Source organism: Bacillus sp. FF-1 (assembly GCF_028548245.1).
Classification (GTDB): Bacteria; Bacillota; Bacilli; order Bacillales; family Bacillaceae_G; genus Bacillus_A; species Bacillus_A paranthracis.
This window is the reverse complement of record NZ_JAQQGG010000020.1, coordinates 1-15,157: the sequence shown is the minus strand read 5'-3', so window position 1 is coordinate 15,157 and position 15,157 is coordinate 1. Positions and strand designations below refer to the sequence as shown.

Here is a 15,157-nt window from a genome sequence, read left to right as displayed (position 1 = left end):
CCGTCCGCCGCTAACTTCATAAGAGCAAGCTCTTAATCCATTCGCTCGACTTGCATGTATTAGGCACGCCGCCAGCGTTCATCCTGAGCCAGGATCAAACTCTCCAATAAAGTTAGTTTGTCTAGCATCTAAAATAAAAATTGACGTTTCACGTTGTTTGTTTCGTTTAGTTTTCAAAGTTCAACATCGCGTTTCAGCGACTTTTATAATTTAACATCTTGCGTTAAATCTGTCAACAACTTTTTTCTTTCGTTCCTGACGACGCTTATTAATTTACCATATTAATCATTCACAAGTCAACACTTTTAAAAAAAATGCCAAAATAAATTTATTTTGGCATGATATAAAGTTTAATAACCACTAATGCAGCAACACCGGGTAGACCTAATAAACTTGTAATTGTTGCGGTGCCCAAGTTAATTGGGATATGAAAATCAAAATACGTTCCTACAACATTTACGATAAAAAGTAATGCTACTCCCAAAGTAACATGAAAGAGCGCTTTTCCTATAAAACGCAACGGCTTAGAAGAAACACCAAAAACAAGGAAAATAAAAACTAACGCAAGAATACCAACAATAATAATTGTAGAATTCATTTTTTCCTCCTTATGAATGACCTATACACATTTATTTGTATGGGACAAGACAATAAAAAAGAACGTTTATTATATAACTCCAGTCGTTTCATCTTATTCACCTTGATTCGGCTACACGTTCTTCAAAAAAACTATTAATCGATCTTTCCAAACGAATAAAATAAAAAGGCTCTGCTTTTTCAGCAGAACCTTTTACCATTGCTCCATCTTTACAGGACGACGTTTTGCTTCTTTTAGCAAGAAGAAATATTTCGCCTCTGCTATTTTCAAAGAACAAAGTACATCTTGAGATGGTTCAACACTTTGTTCAACCATTCTCTTTTGACGTAACCATTCATTCTTTACCTTTTCTAATAGTACAATTAGCTTATCATCATACTCTTTACGCAATTTACCCTTTTTTTGAAAGAACATTTTTGTTTCTCCTCTTATACTTCTCTACGACCTTCTAACGCTTTCGACAGTGTCACTTCATCTGCATATTCTAAATCTCCACCAACTGGCAGACCGTGTGCAATACGAGTTACTTTAATACCTGTCGGCTTTAAGAGGCGGGATATATACATCGCTGTAGCTTCCCCTTCAATATTAGGATTTGTTGCTAATATTACTTCTTGTACTGTTTCATCGTGTAGTCGCTTTAGAAGTTGCGGGATATTAATGTCTTCTGGTCCAATTCCCTCCATTGGAGAGATAGCACCACGTAACACATGATATACACCTTGATACTCTTTCATCTTTTCCATCGCGATTACATCTTTCGGTTCTTGCACGACACAAACAACTGATTGATCTCGATGTGAATCGTTACAAATATAACAAGGATCACGATCAGTAATATGCCCGCACACAGAACAATATGCTAAGTCTCGCTTCGCATTTACAAGTGCTTTTGCAAAACCTAACACATCATCTTCTTTCATATCTAATACGAAAAACGCCAATCGAACCGCTGTTTTCGGTCCGATTCCTGGCAATTTCATAAAACTATCAATTAGTTTTGATATTGGTTCTGGATAATGCATATATCAATATCCTCCTAGAACATTCCACCCGGTAAGTTTAAGCCTTTTGTAAATTTACCCATTGTAGAGTTTGAAAGTTCATCAGCTTTCTTAAGTGCATCGTTTGTTGCAGCTAACACTAAGTCTTGTAACATTTCGATATCTTCTGGATCTACAACTTCTTCTTTCACTTTTACTTCAAGAATTTGCTTATGACCATTTGCAATAACTGTGATCATACCGCCGCCAGCTGTACCTTCAACTGTTTTTTCGCCAAGTTCTTCTTGCGCCTTTGCCATTTCTTTTTGCATCTTTTGCATTTGTTTCATCATGTTATTCATATTTCCCATTCCGCCACGCATCATAATTAATTCCTCCTAATTATTATTACTCTTTTATTTCAATGAGTTCTTGCCCTACTAATTTTACAGCCTCTTCTATGAGAGGATCTTCTTTTTTCTCTGGGCTTTCTTCAGAACTTCCACCTTCACGCTGTAAAAAATCTTCACGGATTTTACCCCATTCACTTTTTGGAATGGCAATCATATTTAATCTTTTACTTAGCAATTCAAATAAAGTTTGTTCCACTGTATCCATAGCCTCTCGATTTTCGCTTGCCATTTTACAGTGAATCTCATATTGGAACGCTAAAACGTAAGTATCATCTGAAGCCGCTACCGGTTCGCTATTTTCTAATAAAACAGCAAACGCTACTTTGTTGTATGCTTTGAGTCTTCCTAACAACTCTCCCCATACAGCTTTTAATTGTTCTAAATCTTGACGCTTCGCTTGCTTTAATACTTCATTTACGCGTCCGACAGGTATCTTCATACTTCCTGTCCGTACTGGCTTTGGTGCTGCACGCGTCTCTCTGACTTCCTGCTGCACACCGGCCGGCACACCATTCTTTTTGACTTGTTCTAACTCTTTCTCTAATTGCTGCATCCTGTTCATAATTGCTTGTAAACGATCTGCACCATTTGCTTGCATCATAAACTGTTGACACAGTTGTACCATAACAACTTCTAAGAAAATTCGCGGATGATTTGTCCACTTCATTTCCTGTTGTGCTTTACTAAGAGTATGAATGATCTCATAGATTACTTCCGGCTGCATTTCTTCACTTAACGTCCGGAATTGCTCATCAACCATTACTCGTTCCAACATATGTTCCAATTGTGGTGAAGTTTGATATAAAAGCATATCACGATAATAGTAAATGAAATCCTCCATAAAGCGAACTGGATCTTTCCCTTTACCCATCATCTCATCTATGATACGTAATGCTCTTGATACATCATTTTCACGTATACATTCTACTAAGTTGCCTAAGTATTGCTGAGAAACAGACCCTGTTACAGCTAATACATCTTCTGTCGTAACAGTCTCATCACTATAAGATATTGCCTGATCAATAAGACTAAGCGCATCACGCATACCACCTTCAGCGGCACGTGCAACAATTTGTAATGCCTCATCTTCTACTTGCGTACCTTCATTGTTCACAACTGTCGATAATCTCTCAACAATATCATTTACTGATATCTTTCGAAATTCGAAACGTTGGCAACGCGAAATAATTGTAGGCGGTATCTTATGCGGTTCTGTTGTCGCCAAAATAAAGATAACATGTCCTGGCGGTTCTTCTAACGTTTTTAAAAGCGCATTGAAGGCACCCATGGAAAGCATGTGAACTTCATCAATAATGTATACTTTATATTCTACAGCACTTGGAGCATATTTTACTTTATCTCTAATATCTCGAATTTCATCTACACCGTTATTTGAAGCCGCATCAATTTCTAATACATCTGAAATAGATCCTTGTGTAATCCCCAAACAAGAAGGACATTCATTACAAGGTTCAGCTACCGGAGCATGTTCACAGTTAATTGCTTTTGCAAACACTTTTGCAATTGTCGTTTTTCCTGTTCCTCTCGGCCCAGAAAATAAATAAGCATGTGAAACTTTCTCTTGAAGAAGGGCATTTTGCAACGTTTTTGTCACGTGCTTTTGACCGACTACATCTTCAAACTTTTGCGGTCTCCATGTTCGGTATAACGCTTGGTATGACACGAAAATACGGCCTCCCTCAAAGGTTATTATCTCATTTATTATAACCCATTCTGTTTATAGATTCCAAAAGTTATTTTCTATACAAAAAACCCACCTTAGTATTAAGGTGAGTTTTGTATACATATATAACTGCCGTGCACCTTCTGTCGATTACGTACCATAAGCGTTACTTAAGCAGTTAGCTCGGTTCAGGCACTCCTGCGGCACACGAGAAGACCCGCTTATTGCTGCTTCCTTCCGGACCTGACAAGGTTCACGGGGTCCCGTTGCGCAGGACCCAAACGTCAACACCACTTACTTAAGGCAGGCCTTACAGCAACATAACCTCGAGAAGGGATTCGGCCTCGCTAGAGCGGATTGCGAGTATAGGGCACCGCTACCTCCCCGCTTAGCACGGCAAAGTTAAAACCAATATTCGGTTGCCTTCATTAAAGGCACTATCAGTATAACTTGTTTTTTTATAAAATGCAAATACGTTAATTCTCTTTACTTTTCTCTAATTTCTTAATCGCTTTTCTTTTTTTACGAAGCGCTCTAAAAAAGTTCGTTAACAGCGTACCGCACTCTTCTTCTAATACACCAGCTACTACTTCACATTGATGATTAAAGCGTTCATCCGTTAACAGATTCATCAATGTCCCTGCACATCCACCTTTCGGATCACTCGCACCATATACAACTCGCTTTACTCGTGATAAAACAATTCCACCCGCACACATCGGGCAAGGCTCTAATGTTACATATAACGTCGCATCTTCTAAACGCCATGTCCCTAATTTTTTGCACGCCTCATCAATAGCTAACAACTCAGCGTGAGCTATCGATCTTTGCTCAGTCTCCCTTAAATTATGAGCAACACTAATTACTTCACCATCCAGCACTATAACTGCCCCAATCGGTACTTCTTGTATTGCCTCTGCTTTTTTAGCCTCTTCTATTGCTAACTGCATAAAATGAATATCTTGATCACGTTCCATAACATAGTCCTTTCATTACAAATAAAGTACACTTATTTCCATTTACTACACATGGGATAACTTTTATAAATTCAATCCACCCTAAGAAAAAAAGAGAGGGGATTACATATGAAGAATACTGCCTTACTCATTATCGATATGATTAATGACTTTCAATTTTCACACGGGCCTATCCTAGCCAAAAAATGCGAAATTATAACCAATCCTATTTTACAATTAAAGAAAACAATGAAATCCTTCGGTTGCCCCATCATTTATATTAATGACCATTATCAACTTTGGAGGTCTGATATTGACCAATTGATTACTCATTGTACAAATGAGTACAGTAAAAATATCATTCATAAGATCGCTCCAAATGCTGATGATTACATTTTTATTAAACCACATTACTCTGCTTTTTATGAAACACCTTTAAATTCTTTATTAGGCTATTTAAAAATAGAAAATCTAATATTAACAGGTGTCGCCGGGAATATATGTATCCTCTTTACAGCTAACGATGCTCATATGAGGAATTATACATTGTATGTACCACAGGACTGTATTGCATCTAATGATGATCAGGATAACCTGCATGCTTTAAAAATAATGGAAGCCACATTAAAAGCAAATATAGTACCGTCGTTTCAAATAAAATTTAATTAATACATATATCTATTTTCCAACTTTTTATATCAAATTAACCCGCTCGCTTCCCTCTTGTGCTACAATAATTCTGTTTTGTGTTTTTAGTAGTCACGGTAAATCACTGATTGAAAGGAGGAAACAGCGTGACCGGAGTACCATTTATCACGGTTGAAGGACCAATTGGTGTTGGAAAAACTTCACTTGCGAAGGAAATTTCAACTCACATGCAACTCCACTTACTGAAAGAGATTGTTGATGAAAACCCCTTTTTAGGAAAGTTCTATGAAGACATCGACGAATGGAGTTTTCAAACAGAGATGTTCTTTCTTTGTAATAGATACAAACAATTAGAAGATATTAACATAAAGTATTTGAATCAAAGGAAGCCAGTAGTAGCGGATTATCATATATTCAAAAATGTAATTTTTGCATCCCGTACATTAAAAGATTCTCAATACGACAAGTACATGCAAATCTATCGTATCCTTACACAAGATATGCCAGTTCCAAACGTTATCGTTTATTTAACAGCTAGCCTAGAAACATTACAAAAGCGAATTGCAATGCGCGGAAGAGAATTCGAAAAAAATATGGATCCAAATTACTTACTACAGCTCACAAAAGATTATGAAACAGCAATGGATGCTTTTAAAAAGGACCATCCAGATATCCCAGTATTGAAATTTAACGGAGACGATATGGATTTTGTAAAAAATCCTGATGATTTAAACGTCATCCTATCTGCCCTTCAAAATACTCTCTTAAAGGAGTCGAAATAATAATGAATTTAAGGCAAAAATATGATATACCAAATGACGCAGTAATCACTATCGCTGGAACAGTAGGTGTCGGTAAATCCACTATGACAACTGCATTGGCTAACGCTTTAGGGTATCGCACATCATTTGAAAAGGTAGATTCTAATCCGTATTTGGACAAGTTCTATGCTGATTTCACACGCTGGAGCTTTCACTTACAAGTGTATTTTTTAGCAGAACGATTTAAAGAACAAAAAAGAATTTTTGAATACGGTGGCGGTTTTGTTCAAGATCGCTCTATCTATGAAGACACTGGCATTTTTGCAAAAATGCATCACGAAAAAGGTACAATGACAGAAACTGATTATGAAACATATAAAGGTTTATTTGACGCTATGGTCATGACTCCTTACTTCCCACATCCAGATTTATTAATTTACTTAGAAGGTTCTTTCGATGATATTGTTGATCGTATCCAAGAACGTGGACGTCCGATGGAACAGCAAACACCAATCGAGTATTGGAAAGAGATGCATGGGCGTTATGAAAACTGGATTAACAACTTCAATTCATGCCCTGTTTTACGATTAAACATTAATGAATACGATATTTTAAAAGATGGCGATTCCATTGAACCAATCATAAAAAAAATCGGTCATTTTTTAAAACAAACACGTAAACTTGTAAAATAAAAAACCCGTGCATATGCACGGGTTTTTCTATTAAATTACTTTTTCTTTGTTGGAGCAATAATTTCACTCTCAGGTTTTCCAGCGTTAATACGCTGACGAACAGTACTTGTACTAATATCGTACGCCTCAGCAATCTCTTTAACAGTCATTTCTTTCCCGTTAATTACTGCTGTTAATACTTTACCTGTACGTTTTGGAGCTGCTTCTTTCTTTACAGCTTCTTTTTTAACTTTTTTTGGTGCCTCTACTTTTGTTGCAGTTTGCTTTACATTACAAGTGCAACCACAAAGTTTACGGAATGTATCATCGCTAATAATGCGTGATACATTTGCACCACTGTTTAAAATTCTATTGTTCTTACAGACAGGACATTGTACATAATATAAAGTTTTTCCATCTAAAGGAAACGTTTGTATAATAAGATCCATGTTGACTCCTTTCATATCTATGAAGATAATCATCGGAATATGAGTGTGTAATAAGGACAAAATCGCCTTACACCATACTTTATGATTGGTTTTAAAATAAAAACTCGTTACGTGTGGTAACGAGTTCTCCAATCTCCACTTATATGCGCTGTTGTCAATTATATCTGGAGGAGGTAGAGGGATTCGAACCCCCGCGCGACTCTCGCCGCCTGTCGGTTTTCAAGACCGATCCCTTCAGCCAGACTTGGGTATACCTCCATATTGACATCAAATATAATATCAAAAGAAAAACAGTTAGTCAACCCTACTAAAATAAATTATGAGGAAAGGAAAATTTTACTTTTCCTCTCCTACATCATAGTACTGACAACGCTCATAATTACCAATCACTCATACCGATGAATGTTTATAAATTTACTTAATAACTGTTTTTCCTCCCATATAAGGGCGAAGAACTTCTGGAATTATAATTGTACCATCTTCTTGTTGGTAGTTCTCTAAAATAGCTGCCACCGTACGTCCAATTGCAAGACCAGATCCATTTAATGTATGAACATGTTCTGGTTTGCCGTTTGGCTCACGACGGAAACGGATATTTGCACGTCTCGCTTGGAAAGCCTCGAAATTACTACAAGAAGAGATTTCACGATATGTGCCATAGCTTGGAATCCATACTTCGATATCGTATTTCTTCGCTGCTGTAAATCCTAAATCGCCTGTGCACATGCTCATAACGCGATATGGCAACTCTAATAATTGTAACACGCGTTCTGCATCATTTGTTAGTTTTTCTAACTCTTCATAAGAATCTTCTGGTTTTACGAACTTCACAAGCTCTACTTTATTGAACTGGTGCTGACGAATTAAACCACGTGTATCACGGCCAGCTGAACCTGCTTCAGAACGGAAACAAGAGCTAAACGCAGCATATCTTATAGGCAATTGTTCTTTATTTAAGATCTCATCACGGTGCATATTTGTTACAGGTACTTCAGCTGTTGGAATTAAGAAGTAGTCTTCACTTTCAATACGGAATGCATCTTCTTCAAACTTCGGAAGTTGTCCTGTCCCTGTCATGCTTGCACGGTTTACCATATACGGAGGTAATACTTCTTCATATCCATGCTCATCAGTATGAAGATCAAGCATAAAACTAATTAAAGCACGCTCTAATCTTGCGCCAGCACCTTTGTAGAATACGAAGCGGCTTCCTGTTACTTTTCCAGCACGTTCAAAATCTAGAATTCCTAAATCTGTAGCAAGATCCCAATGTGGTTTTGGTTCAAAAGCAAATTCCTTCACTTCTCCCCAAGTGCGAGCTACTACATTATCATCCTCTGTTTCACCAACTGGAGCAGATTCGTGCGGAATATTTGGAATAGATAGCATCAATCTTTCTAGATCTTCTTCAACTGTACGAAGTTCGTTATCAAGATCTTTTACTTTTTCTCCAACTTCACGCATTTCTAAAATTAGAGCTTCTGCATCTTTCTTTTCGCGCTTCAATACAGAGATTTGTTGAGATACTTCGTTACGTTTACTTTTTAGTTCCTCTGTTTGAACAAGTAGTTCTCTTCTTCTCGTATCTAATTCTTCAAAGCGACCAAAATCAGTTAAATCTTCGCCTCTATGCTGTAACTTAGCTTTTACTTCTTCAAAATTTGTACGTAAAAATTTAATATCAAGCATTATATACTCCTCCTTTTATTTTATAAAACACAAAAAACTCCCGTCCCTATATAAAGGGACGGGAGTTAACCCGCGTTGCCACCCTAGTTGAAAGCATTACCGCTTTCCTCTCAAGTAGAAATAACGGCTCTTCACCGGGAATGTTTACTAATCATAAAGATATTCCACATTCCATTCCAGGATGGATTCACAAACTGTTTCTATCGATTTCCACCAACCATCGACTCTCTATAAGAAACGACATTTGTTACTACTTCCTATCAACACGCTTATTTTATAAAATTGTTACCATCAATTTACTATAATCTTATACAAGTTGCAAGTTACTTATACAACTTTTTTCATTTTCGCTTCTTTTACCATTTCTACAAAGTATGCTGTTACACGATGATCATCTGTTAATTCCGGATGGAAAGAAGCAGCTAAAAACGGCCCTTGCCTTACCGCTACCATTCGATCACCATGTGTAGAAAGTACCTCAACATCATCCGCTACATTTACAACATACGGGGCACGAATAAATACGCCAACAAAATCTTCTCCCACACCTTTAATAGAAAGTGCAGCTTCAAAGCTATCTTTTTGACGTCCAAACGCATTGCGCTCAACTGTAATATCCATAGCACCAATATGTGCTTCGTCATAGCCAATAAGTGTTTTTGCGAGAAGAATCATTCCTGCACATGTACCAAACATTGGTTTACCAGACTTCGCAAATGTACGAAGCGGTTCCATGAAAGCATACTTATCAATAAGACGGCGCATAGTTGTACTTTCACCGCCTGGTAAAATAAGACCATCAATCTCTTCAAGTTGTTCTATACGCTTTACAACAACAGCTTCTGCACCACTTGCTTCAACTGATTTTACATGTTCACGAACTGCACCTTGAAGACCTAGTACACCGATTTTCACCATTTTAAAGTTCTCCTTCAATTACCATCCACGCTCTTGCATGCGTTGCTCTGGTAGTAACGTTGAAATTTCAATACCTTTCATCGCATTACCTAATCCTTTAGAAAGGCTTGCAATTAACTCGTAATCCTCATAATGAGTTGTCGCTTCAACGATTGCACGTGCAAATTTCGCTGGATTCTCTGATTTAAAGATACCAGATCCAACAAATACACCATCCGCACCAAGTTGCATCATTAACGCTGCATCTGCTGGTGTTGCTACACCACCTGCTGCAAAGTTTACAACCGGCAAACGACCAAGGCGTTTAATTTCAAGTAGTACTTCATAAGGAGCACCAGTATTTTTTGCATATGTCATTAACTCATCTTCACGTAGACTTGCAACTTGACGGATTTCTGCATTGACTTGACGCATATGACGCACTGCCTCTACAATGTTTCCTGTTCCTGGTTCGCCTTTTGTACGAAGCATAGATGCACCTTCTGCAATACGACGTGCAGCTTCTCCGATATCACGGCAACCACATACAAATGGAACTGTGTAATCACGTTTATTTAAATGGTATACTTCATCGGCTGGAGTTAATACTTCACTCTCATCGATATAGTCTACCCCTAATGATTCTAATACACGTGCTTCTACAAGGTGACCGATACGGCATTTTGCCATAACCGGAATTGACACTGCACCCATAACTTCTTCAACGATTGTTGGGTCTGCCATACGAGAAACGCCACCTGCTGCACGAATATCTGCTGGTACACGCTCTAATGCCATAACGGCAACTGCGCCTGCCTCTTCTGCAATTTTTGCTTGTTCAGCGTTAATTACGTCCATAATAACGCCGCCTTTTTGCATTTCTGCCATTCCACGTTTTACACGTTCTGTCCCTGTTACATTTGTCATGTTACAAAAACCCCCCTAGGTGAATTGCTTTTCCCCGTTAAAGGCGAAAATTAAGAATACTCTTACATTCTACCACTAACTATCAGATGCTTGTCTACTACTTTTTCATAAAGTCGGTATGAAAAATAGGAATAAGAAAAAGCCCCTACAATGAGGAGCTTTTAAAACCAACCTTTTACTGTATCAACAGCACTATTCCATATACCACTAAAGAAAGAACCAATTCCGCGCATAGCACGAGTAAACCAATTTGCTTCTTCTACTTCAGATGTTGTTACAAGATCCACTTGTAACGACTTACCAGTTAAAAATCCAGGGTCGTTTGCATCTTTTGGCGTAATTACCATTTGACCAAGCGCAGCTCCCTTTTTAATAGGTGCTTCTTGTCCCTTACTTGATTCTTTTAATTCTGTTTTATAAACATCTTTACTTCCTTTTGGTACTGGAAGTGAAATGGCTTGTTTCGTTTGAACTGCTACATCTTTGTCTTTCGCATTTTCTACTCGTACTGTTTCTTGTCCTTTTACTGAAGAACCTTTTTTATACATTTGTTTCATTTCAAAGTTAGCAAATCCATAATCATATAGCTTCTTTGTTTCATCAAAACGTGCTGTATGAGAACTTGTTTTAATCACTACAGAAATAAAACGCATACCGTTTCTTTCAACCGTACCAGTGAAGCAATCTCCCGCTTCTGGAGTTGAGCCTGTTTTTAGGCCATCTACGCCATCATATTCTTTAACTAAGCCCTTTAACATCCAGTTCCAGTTCGACATTGCAAACTTCTCTTTTTCTGGACGGAATTCTTTTTTCGGGATTTTTGCTGTATCTAACACTTTTGGATAATCTTTAATTAAATGTTGTGCTAAAGTTGCAACATCCTTTGCAGACATTTTATTTTCTTCATCCGCTGTTGTTCCTTCTGGATGCATTCCCTTTAAATCTTTATTCGTTAAACCTGTAGAATTGACAAATTTATAATTTTTCAACCCTAGTTCTTTCGATTTATCATTCATCATTTTTACGAAATCTACTTCTTTACCTGCAATTGCTTCTGCTAATGCAATCGTTGCACCATTTGCAGAGAAGATTGCCATTGCCTCGTATAACTCTTTTACTGTATAAGAGCCACCATTTTCTAATGCCACATTTGATAATGAAGCATCCTGTGAAACTTTATACGCATATTCAGAAACCTTAATTTTCTGATCCCACTTAAGCTTTCCTTTATCCACTGCTTCGTGAACTAAATACTCACTCATCATCTTCGTCATACTAGCAATGGATAATAATTCATCAGCATTCTTTTGATATACAATTTTTCCAGAATTCGCTTCTACTAAAATTGCCGCACCTGCTTCAATATTTAAAGCAGTTCCTGTTTCAGCTGATGCATTGCTATATGGTAACAACATACTACAAGCTAGTGTAAGCATTGTTACTAGTGCAATGAATCTTTTGCAAAACATACCTTTCACTTTTGCTACCCCCAATATCTATGTACTCACATAACCGTTATTCTAACATAATCAAAAAAAAATAGACAGAGATATAAAATCTCCGTCTATTTATATATAAGACATTATAATGAGTAGTTTGGAGCCTCTTTTGTAATTTGTACATGATGAGGATGACTTTCAAGTAAACCAGCACCTGACATACGAACAAATTGTGCATTCTCACGTAAGAATTCTAAATCTTGTGCTCCGCAATATCCCATACCTGCACGTAATCCACCAACTAATTGATGAACCGTATCTGCTAAAGGTCCTTTATATGGTACTCGTCCTTCAATACCTTCTGGAACAAGTTTTTTATTTCCTTCTTGGAAATAACGATCTTTACTTCCTTTTTCCATCGCTCCGACAGAACCCATACCACGATATACTTTAAATTGGCGACCTTGATAAATTTCAGTTTCACCAGGACTTTCAGCAACACCAGCAAACATACTACCTAGCATAACAACATGTGCTCCTGCTGCTAAAGCTTTAACCATATCACCAGAGTACTTAATACCACCGTCAGCAATAACTGGGATACCGTGTTTACGAGCTTCTGTTGCACAATCATAAACCGCTGTTAATTGTGGTACACCAACCCCAGCTACAACACGTGTTGTACAGATAGAGCCTGGTCCAATACCAACTTTAACTACGTTTGCCCCTGCTTCAATTAATGCTCTTGTTGCTTCAGCAGTAGCAACATTTCCAGCGATAATATTTAATGATGGATACTTTGCACGAACTTCTTTTACTTTATCAATAACGCCTTGAGAATGTCCATGGGCTGTATCAAGTACGATTGCATCTACGCTAGCTTTTACTAATGCGTCAATGCGAGTCATAGCATCAGCCGTTACACCAACTGCTGCTCCAACTAATAAGCGCCCTTGCTTATCCTTCGCAGAATTTGGGAATTCAATTACTTTTTCAATATCTTTTATTGTAATAAGCCCTTGTAATACACCATTGTTATCAACAAGAGGGAGTTTTTCAATTTTATACTTTTGTAGGATCTTTTCAGCCTCATCTAGCGTTGTACCAACTGGAGCTGTAATTAGCTGTTCTTTTGTCATTACGTCGGAAATTTTGATTGAGTAGTCTTGGATAAAACGCATATCACGGTTTGTAATAATACCAACTAATTTTCGCTCGTCTAAATTATTTACAACCGGTACACCTGAGATACGATATTTCCCCATAAGGTGTTCTGCATCATACACTTGATGTTCTGGAGTTAAAAAGAAAGGATCTGAAATAACACCACTTTCAGAACGTTTTACTTTATCAACCTGCTCGGCTTGTTGTTCAATAGACATATTTTTATGAATAATTCCTAAACCGCCTTGACGAGCCATTGCAATAGCCATATCCGCTTCTGTTACTGTATCCATTCCTGCACTAATTAACGGGATGTTTAACTGTAAGCTTTCAGATAAAACTGTTTTAACACTTACTTCTCTTGGTAGTACATCTGACTTTGCTGGTACAAGTAATACGTCATCAAAAGTCAAACCTTCTTTAACAAATTTAGATTCCCACATAATTGTTCCCCCCATGATACCAGAAATTATTATTAGTAGCTTATCAATTGGTTAAAATACTGTCAAGGACGTATATATATGTTAGAATTTTTAGACAATAAAAGGAGCGTAATATATGCATCAAACACATTGTACTTGGCAGCAATTAAGTTTCTTCTTTTCATCTCAAAATGTACAACGTTATCTTGCCCGTTGTTATGAAAAATCCTCCATACAAAATGCTGAAAAAAAAAGTTTTGAAAATTGTTATCCCTTTATTTATTACTTAGAACATGGGAAAAATTATTATGAATTATATAAGGTAGCTCCCTTTTCAATTCAGCCAATGTTATTGTTTTATGGAATGAGCCAACTTTTTAAAGCATGCTTATTAACTATTGATCCGAACTATCCTGAATCCACTACTGTTTTAGCTCATGGTGTTACGACTCGTAAGCGGAAAAAACAGGGATATCAATTTTTAGAAGATGAGGTAAAGGTACAAAAAAATGGATTATTTACTCATGTTGCAGAACAGCTGTTTCACATGAAACACTTAGAATCAGAGAAGTTTAACATGTTGGATTTAATGGGGAATATTCCTGAATTACAAAACTTATTTCGCTATAGTCAACGAGGTGCCACTTTGTATAAAATTGATTCAACAAATGCAAATGAACTTTCCTTTTCAGTCAATATACTAGATCGACTTCATATGACTTCAGAAAGATTTTCACGTTATATTGAATCAATTTGTAAGCACTTATCCGTGCAACATGTTACTGGGAAAACGAGCGCCTCCAATTTGCTTTTTACAGCTCCTATTCAATCGTGGAATCCTATATATAGTACGCCTTTATACTACGAATATCTCGCTGATACTTATTACTTACCACTTACAACTGACCCTAGAAATCCTAAACCCGTATTACCTGAACTTCTTGTTCACTATTTATTGCTCTACAATTTAAGTATGATTTCTAGATACGAAACAGATTGGTGGTATGATTTACTTGGAAGTTATGGCTCTGAAGATTACCCATTTATTTATCAATTTCTTACTATTTCTGCTCAAAAAATTCCTTACTATATTTCGAATTTTTTACTAGCAGAACCGAACCTATTTCATGGGAAATAAAAAAACACAAGTCAAAAGACTTGTGTTTTTAGTTGCTTGGCGACGTCCTACTCTCACAGGGACAAGGTCCCAACTACCATCGGCGCTAGAGAGCTTAACTTCCGTGTTCGGTATGGGAACGGGTGTGACCTCTCTGCCATCATCACCAAACTATGAAGGCATATTCCTTCAAAACTAGATAACATTTGCTACATATTATATGGTTAAGTCCTCGATCTATTAGTATTCGTCAGCTCCACATGTCACCATGCTTCCACCTCGAACCTATCAACCTGATCATCTTTCAGGGATCTTACTAGCTTACGCTATGGGAAATCT

Annotated in this window: 16 protein-coding genes, 1 tRNA gene, 3 rRNA genes, 1 other RNA gene and 1 other annotated feature; of the genes, 4 read left to right on the top strand and 17 right to left on the bottom strand. The window is 37.2% G+C overall.

Features of this window, described 5'->3' with window-relative positions; genetic code table 11:
* From PQF83_RS28190 to tadA, 8 genes are all read right to left on the bottom strand, one after another.
* A 16S ribosomal RNA gene (locus tag PQF83_RS28190) occupies positions 1-110 on the bottom strand; the annotation flags it as partial.
* Positions 111-328: 218 nt separating this feature from the next.
* Positions 329-598, bottom strand: a complete 270-nt coding sequence (locus tag PQF83_RS28185; protein ID WP_001089262.1) for a pro-sigmaK processing inhibitor BofA family protein — start codon at positions 596-598, stop codon at positions 329-331.
* 192 nt (positions 599-790) lie between these two features.
* Complete coding sequence (locus PQF83_RS28180; protein ID WP_000466020.1) at positions 791-1,012, bottom strand: YaaL family protein; 222 nt, start codon at positions 1,010-1,012, stop codon at positions 791-793.
* Positions 1,013-1,026: 14 nt separating this feature from the next.
* Positions 1,027-1,623: a recombination protein RecR gene (gene recR, locus PQF83_RS28175; RefSeq protein ID WP_000559169.1), complete on the bottom strand. Its 597-nt coding sequence runs from the start codon at positions 1,621-1,623 to the stop codon at positions 1,027-1,029.
* Positions 1,624-1,637: 14 nt separating this feature from the next.
* Complete coding sequence (locus tag PQF83_RS28170; RefSeq protein WP_001996460.1) at positions 1,638-1,964, bottom strand: YbaB/EbfC family nucleoid-associated protein; 327 nt, start codon at positions 1,962-1,964, stop codon at positions 1,638-1,640.
* A 25-nt stretch (positions 1,965-1,989) separates the two neighbouring features.
* Positions 1,990-3,678 (bottom strand): DNA polymerase III subunit gamma/tau, encoded by a 1,689-nt coding sequence (gene dnaX, locus PQF83_RS28165; protein WP_000121557.1) that lies wholly within the window; start codon positions 3,676-3,678, stop codon positions 1,990-1,992.
* A gap of 132 nt (positions 3,679-3,810) precedes the next feature.
* Positions 3,811-4,075: signal recognition particle sRNA large type (gene ffs / locus PQF83_RS28160), an RNA gene on the bottom strand.
* 79 nt (positions 4,076-4,154) lie between these two features.
* Positions 4,155-4,655, bottom strand: a complete 501-nt coding sequence (tadA, locus tag PQF83_RS28155; protein WP_000439008.1) for a tRNA adenosine(34) deaminase TadA — start codon at positions 4,653-4,655, stop codon at positions 4,155-4,157.
* A 108-nt stretch (positions 4,656-4,763) separates the two neighbouring features.
* Between tadA and PQF83_RS28150 the strand changes: the two genes are divergently transcribed.
* The 3 genes from PQF83_RS28150 (at position 4,764) to PQF83_RS28140 (ending at position 6,735) form a co-directional block, all read left to right on the top strand.
* Positions 4,764-5,303 carry an isochorismatase family cysteine hydrolase gene (locus PQF83_RS28150; protein WP_000798715.1) on the top strand — a complete coding sequence of 180 codons (540 nt, stop codon included), beginning with the start codon at positions 4,764-4,766 and terminating at the stop codon, positions 5,301-5,303.
* Between the two features lie 125 nt (positions 5,304-5,428).
* Positions 5,429-6,064 carry a deoxynucleoside kinase gene (locus tag PQF83_RS28145; RefSeq protein ID WP_000148224.1) on the top strand — a complete coding sequence of 212 codons (636 nt, stop codon included), beginning with the start codon at positions 5,429-5,431 and terminating at the stop codon, positions 6,062-6,064.
* A gap of 2 nt (positions 6,065-6,066) precedes the next feature.
* A complete protein-coding gene (locus tag PQF83_RS28140; RefSeq protein WP_001053585.1) occupies positions 6,067-6,735 on the top strand; it encodes a deoxynucleoside kinase in 669 nt (222 codons plus the stop codon).
* A 35-nt stretch (positions 6,736-6,770) separates the two neighbouring features.
* Here the strand turns inward: PQF83_RS28140 and PQF83_RS28135 are convergent, their stop codons facing one another.
* From PQF83_RS28135 to guaB, 7 genes are all read right to left on the bottom strand, one after another.
* A complete protein-coding gene (locus PQF83_RS28135; RefSeq protein WP_000364209.1) occupies positions 6,771-7,163 on the bottom strand; it encodes a DUF3797 domain-containing protein in 393 nt (130 codons plus the stop codon).
* A gap of 165 nt (positions 7,164-7,328) precedes the next feature.
* A tRNA-Ser gene (locus PQF83_RS28130) sits at positions 7,329-7,421 on the bottom strand.
* 156 nt (positions 7,422-7,577) lie between these two features.
* Positions 7,578-8,852: a serine--tRNA ligase gene (serS, locus tag PQF83_RS28125; protein WP_000884181.1), complete on the bottom strand. Its 1,275-nt coding sequence runs from the start codon at positions 8,850-8,852 to the stop codon at positions 7,578-7,580.
* 51 nt (positions 8,853-8,903) lie between these two features.
* Positions 8,904-9,125: a binding site (T-box leader), on the bottom strand.
* 54 nt (positions 9,126-9,179) lie between these two features.
* Entirely contained in the window at positions 9,180-9,770 is a 591-nt protein-coding gene (gene pdxT / locus PQF83_RS28120) for a pyridoxal 5'-phosphate synthase glutaminase subunit PdxT (protein WP_000238780.1), read from the bottom strand.
* 18 nt (positions 9,771-9,788) lie between these two features.
* The gene (pdxS, locus tag PQF83_RS28115; protein ID WP_000186156.1) at positions 9,789-10,676 is read right to left on the bottom strand and encodes a pyridoxal 5'-phosphate synthase lyase subunit PdxS; all 888 of its coding nucleotides are present in this window, start codon (positions 10,674-10,676) and stop codon (positions 9,789-9,791) included.
* Positions 10,677-10,837: 161 nt separating this feature from the next.
* Entirely contained in the window at positions 10,838-12,145 is a 1,308-nt protein-coding gene (gene dacA / locus PQF83_RS28110) for a D-alanyl-D-alanine carboxypeptidase DacA (protein WP_130777056.1), read from the bottom strand.
* A 113-nt stretch (positions 12,146-12,258) separates the two neighbouring features.
* Positions 12,259-13,722, bottom strand: a complete 1,464-nt coding sequence (gene guaB, locus PQF83_RS28105; protein WP_000264079.1) for an IMP dehydrogenase — start codon at positions 13,720-13,722, stop codon at positions 12,259-12,261.
* Positions 13,723-13,837: 115 nt separating this feature from the next.
* Here guaB and PQF83_RS28100 point away from each other — a divergent pair, with 115 nt between their 5' ends.
* On the top strand, positions 13,838-14,839 hold the full coding sequence (locus tag PQF83_RS28100) for a YaaC family protein (RefSeq protein ID WP_000554271.1): 1,002 nt from the start codon (positions 13,838-13,840) through the stop codon (positions 14,837-14,839).
* Between the two features lie 34 nt (positions 14,840-14,873).
* Here PQF83_RS28100 and rrf read toward each other — a convergent pair.
* Positions 14,874-14,989, bottom strand: a 5S ribosomal RNA gene (rrf, locus tag PQF83_RS28095).
* Positions 14,990-15,038: 49 nt separating this feature from the next.
* Positions 15,039-15,157, bottom strand: a 23S ribosomal RNA gene (locus PQF83_RS28090); the annotation flags it as partial.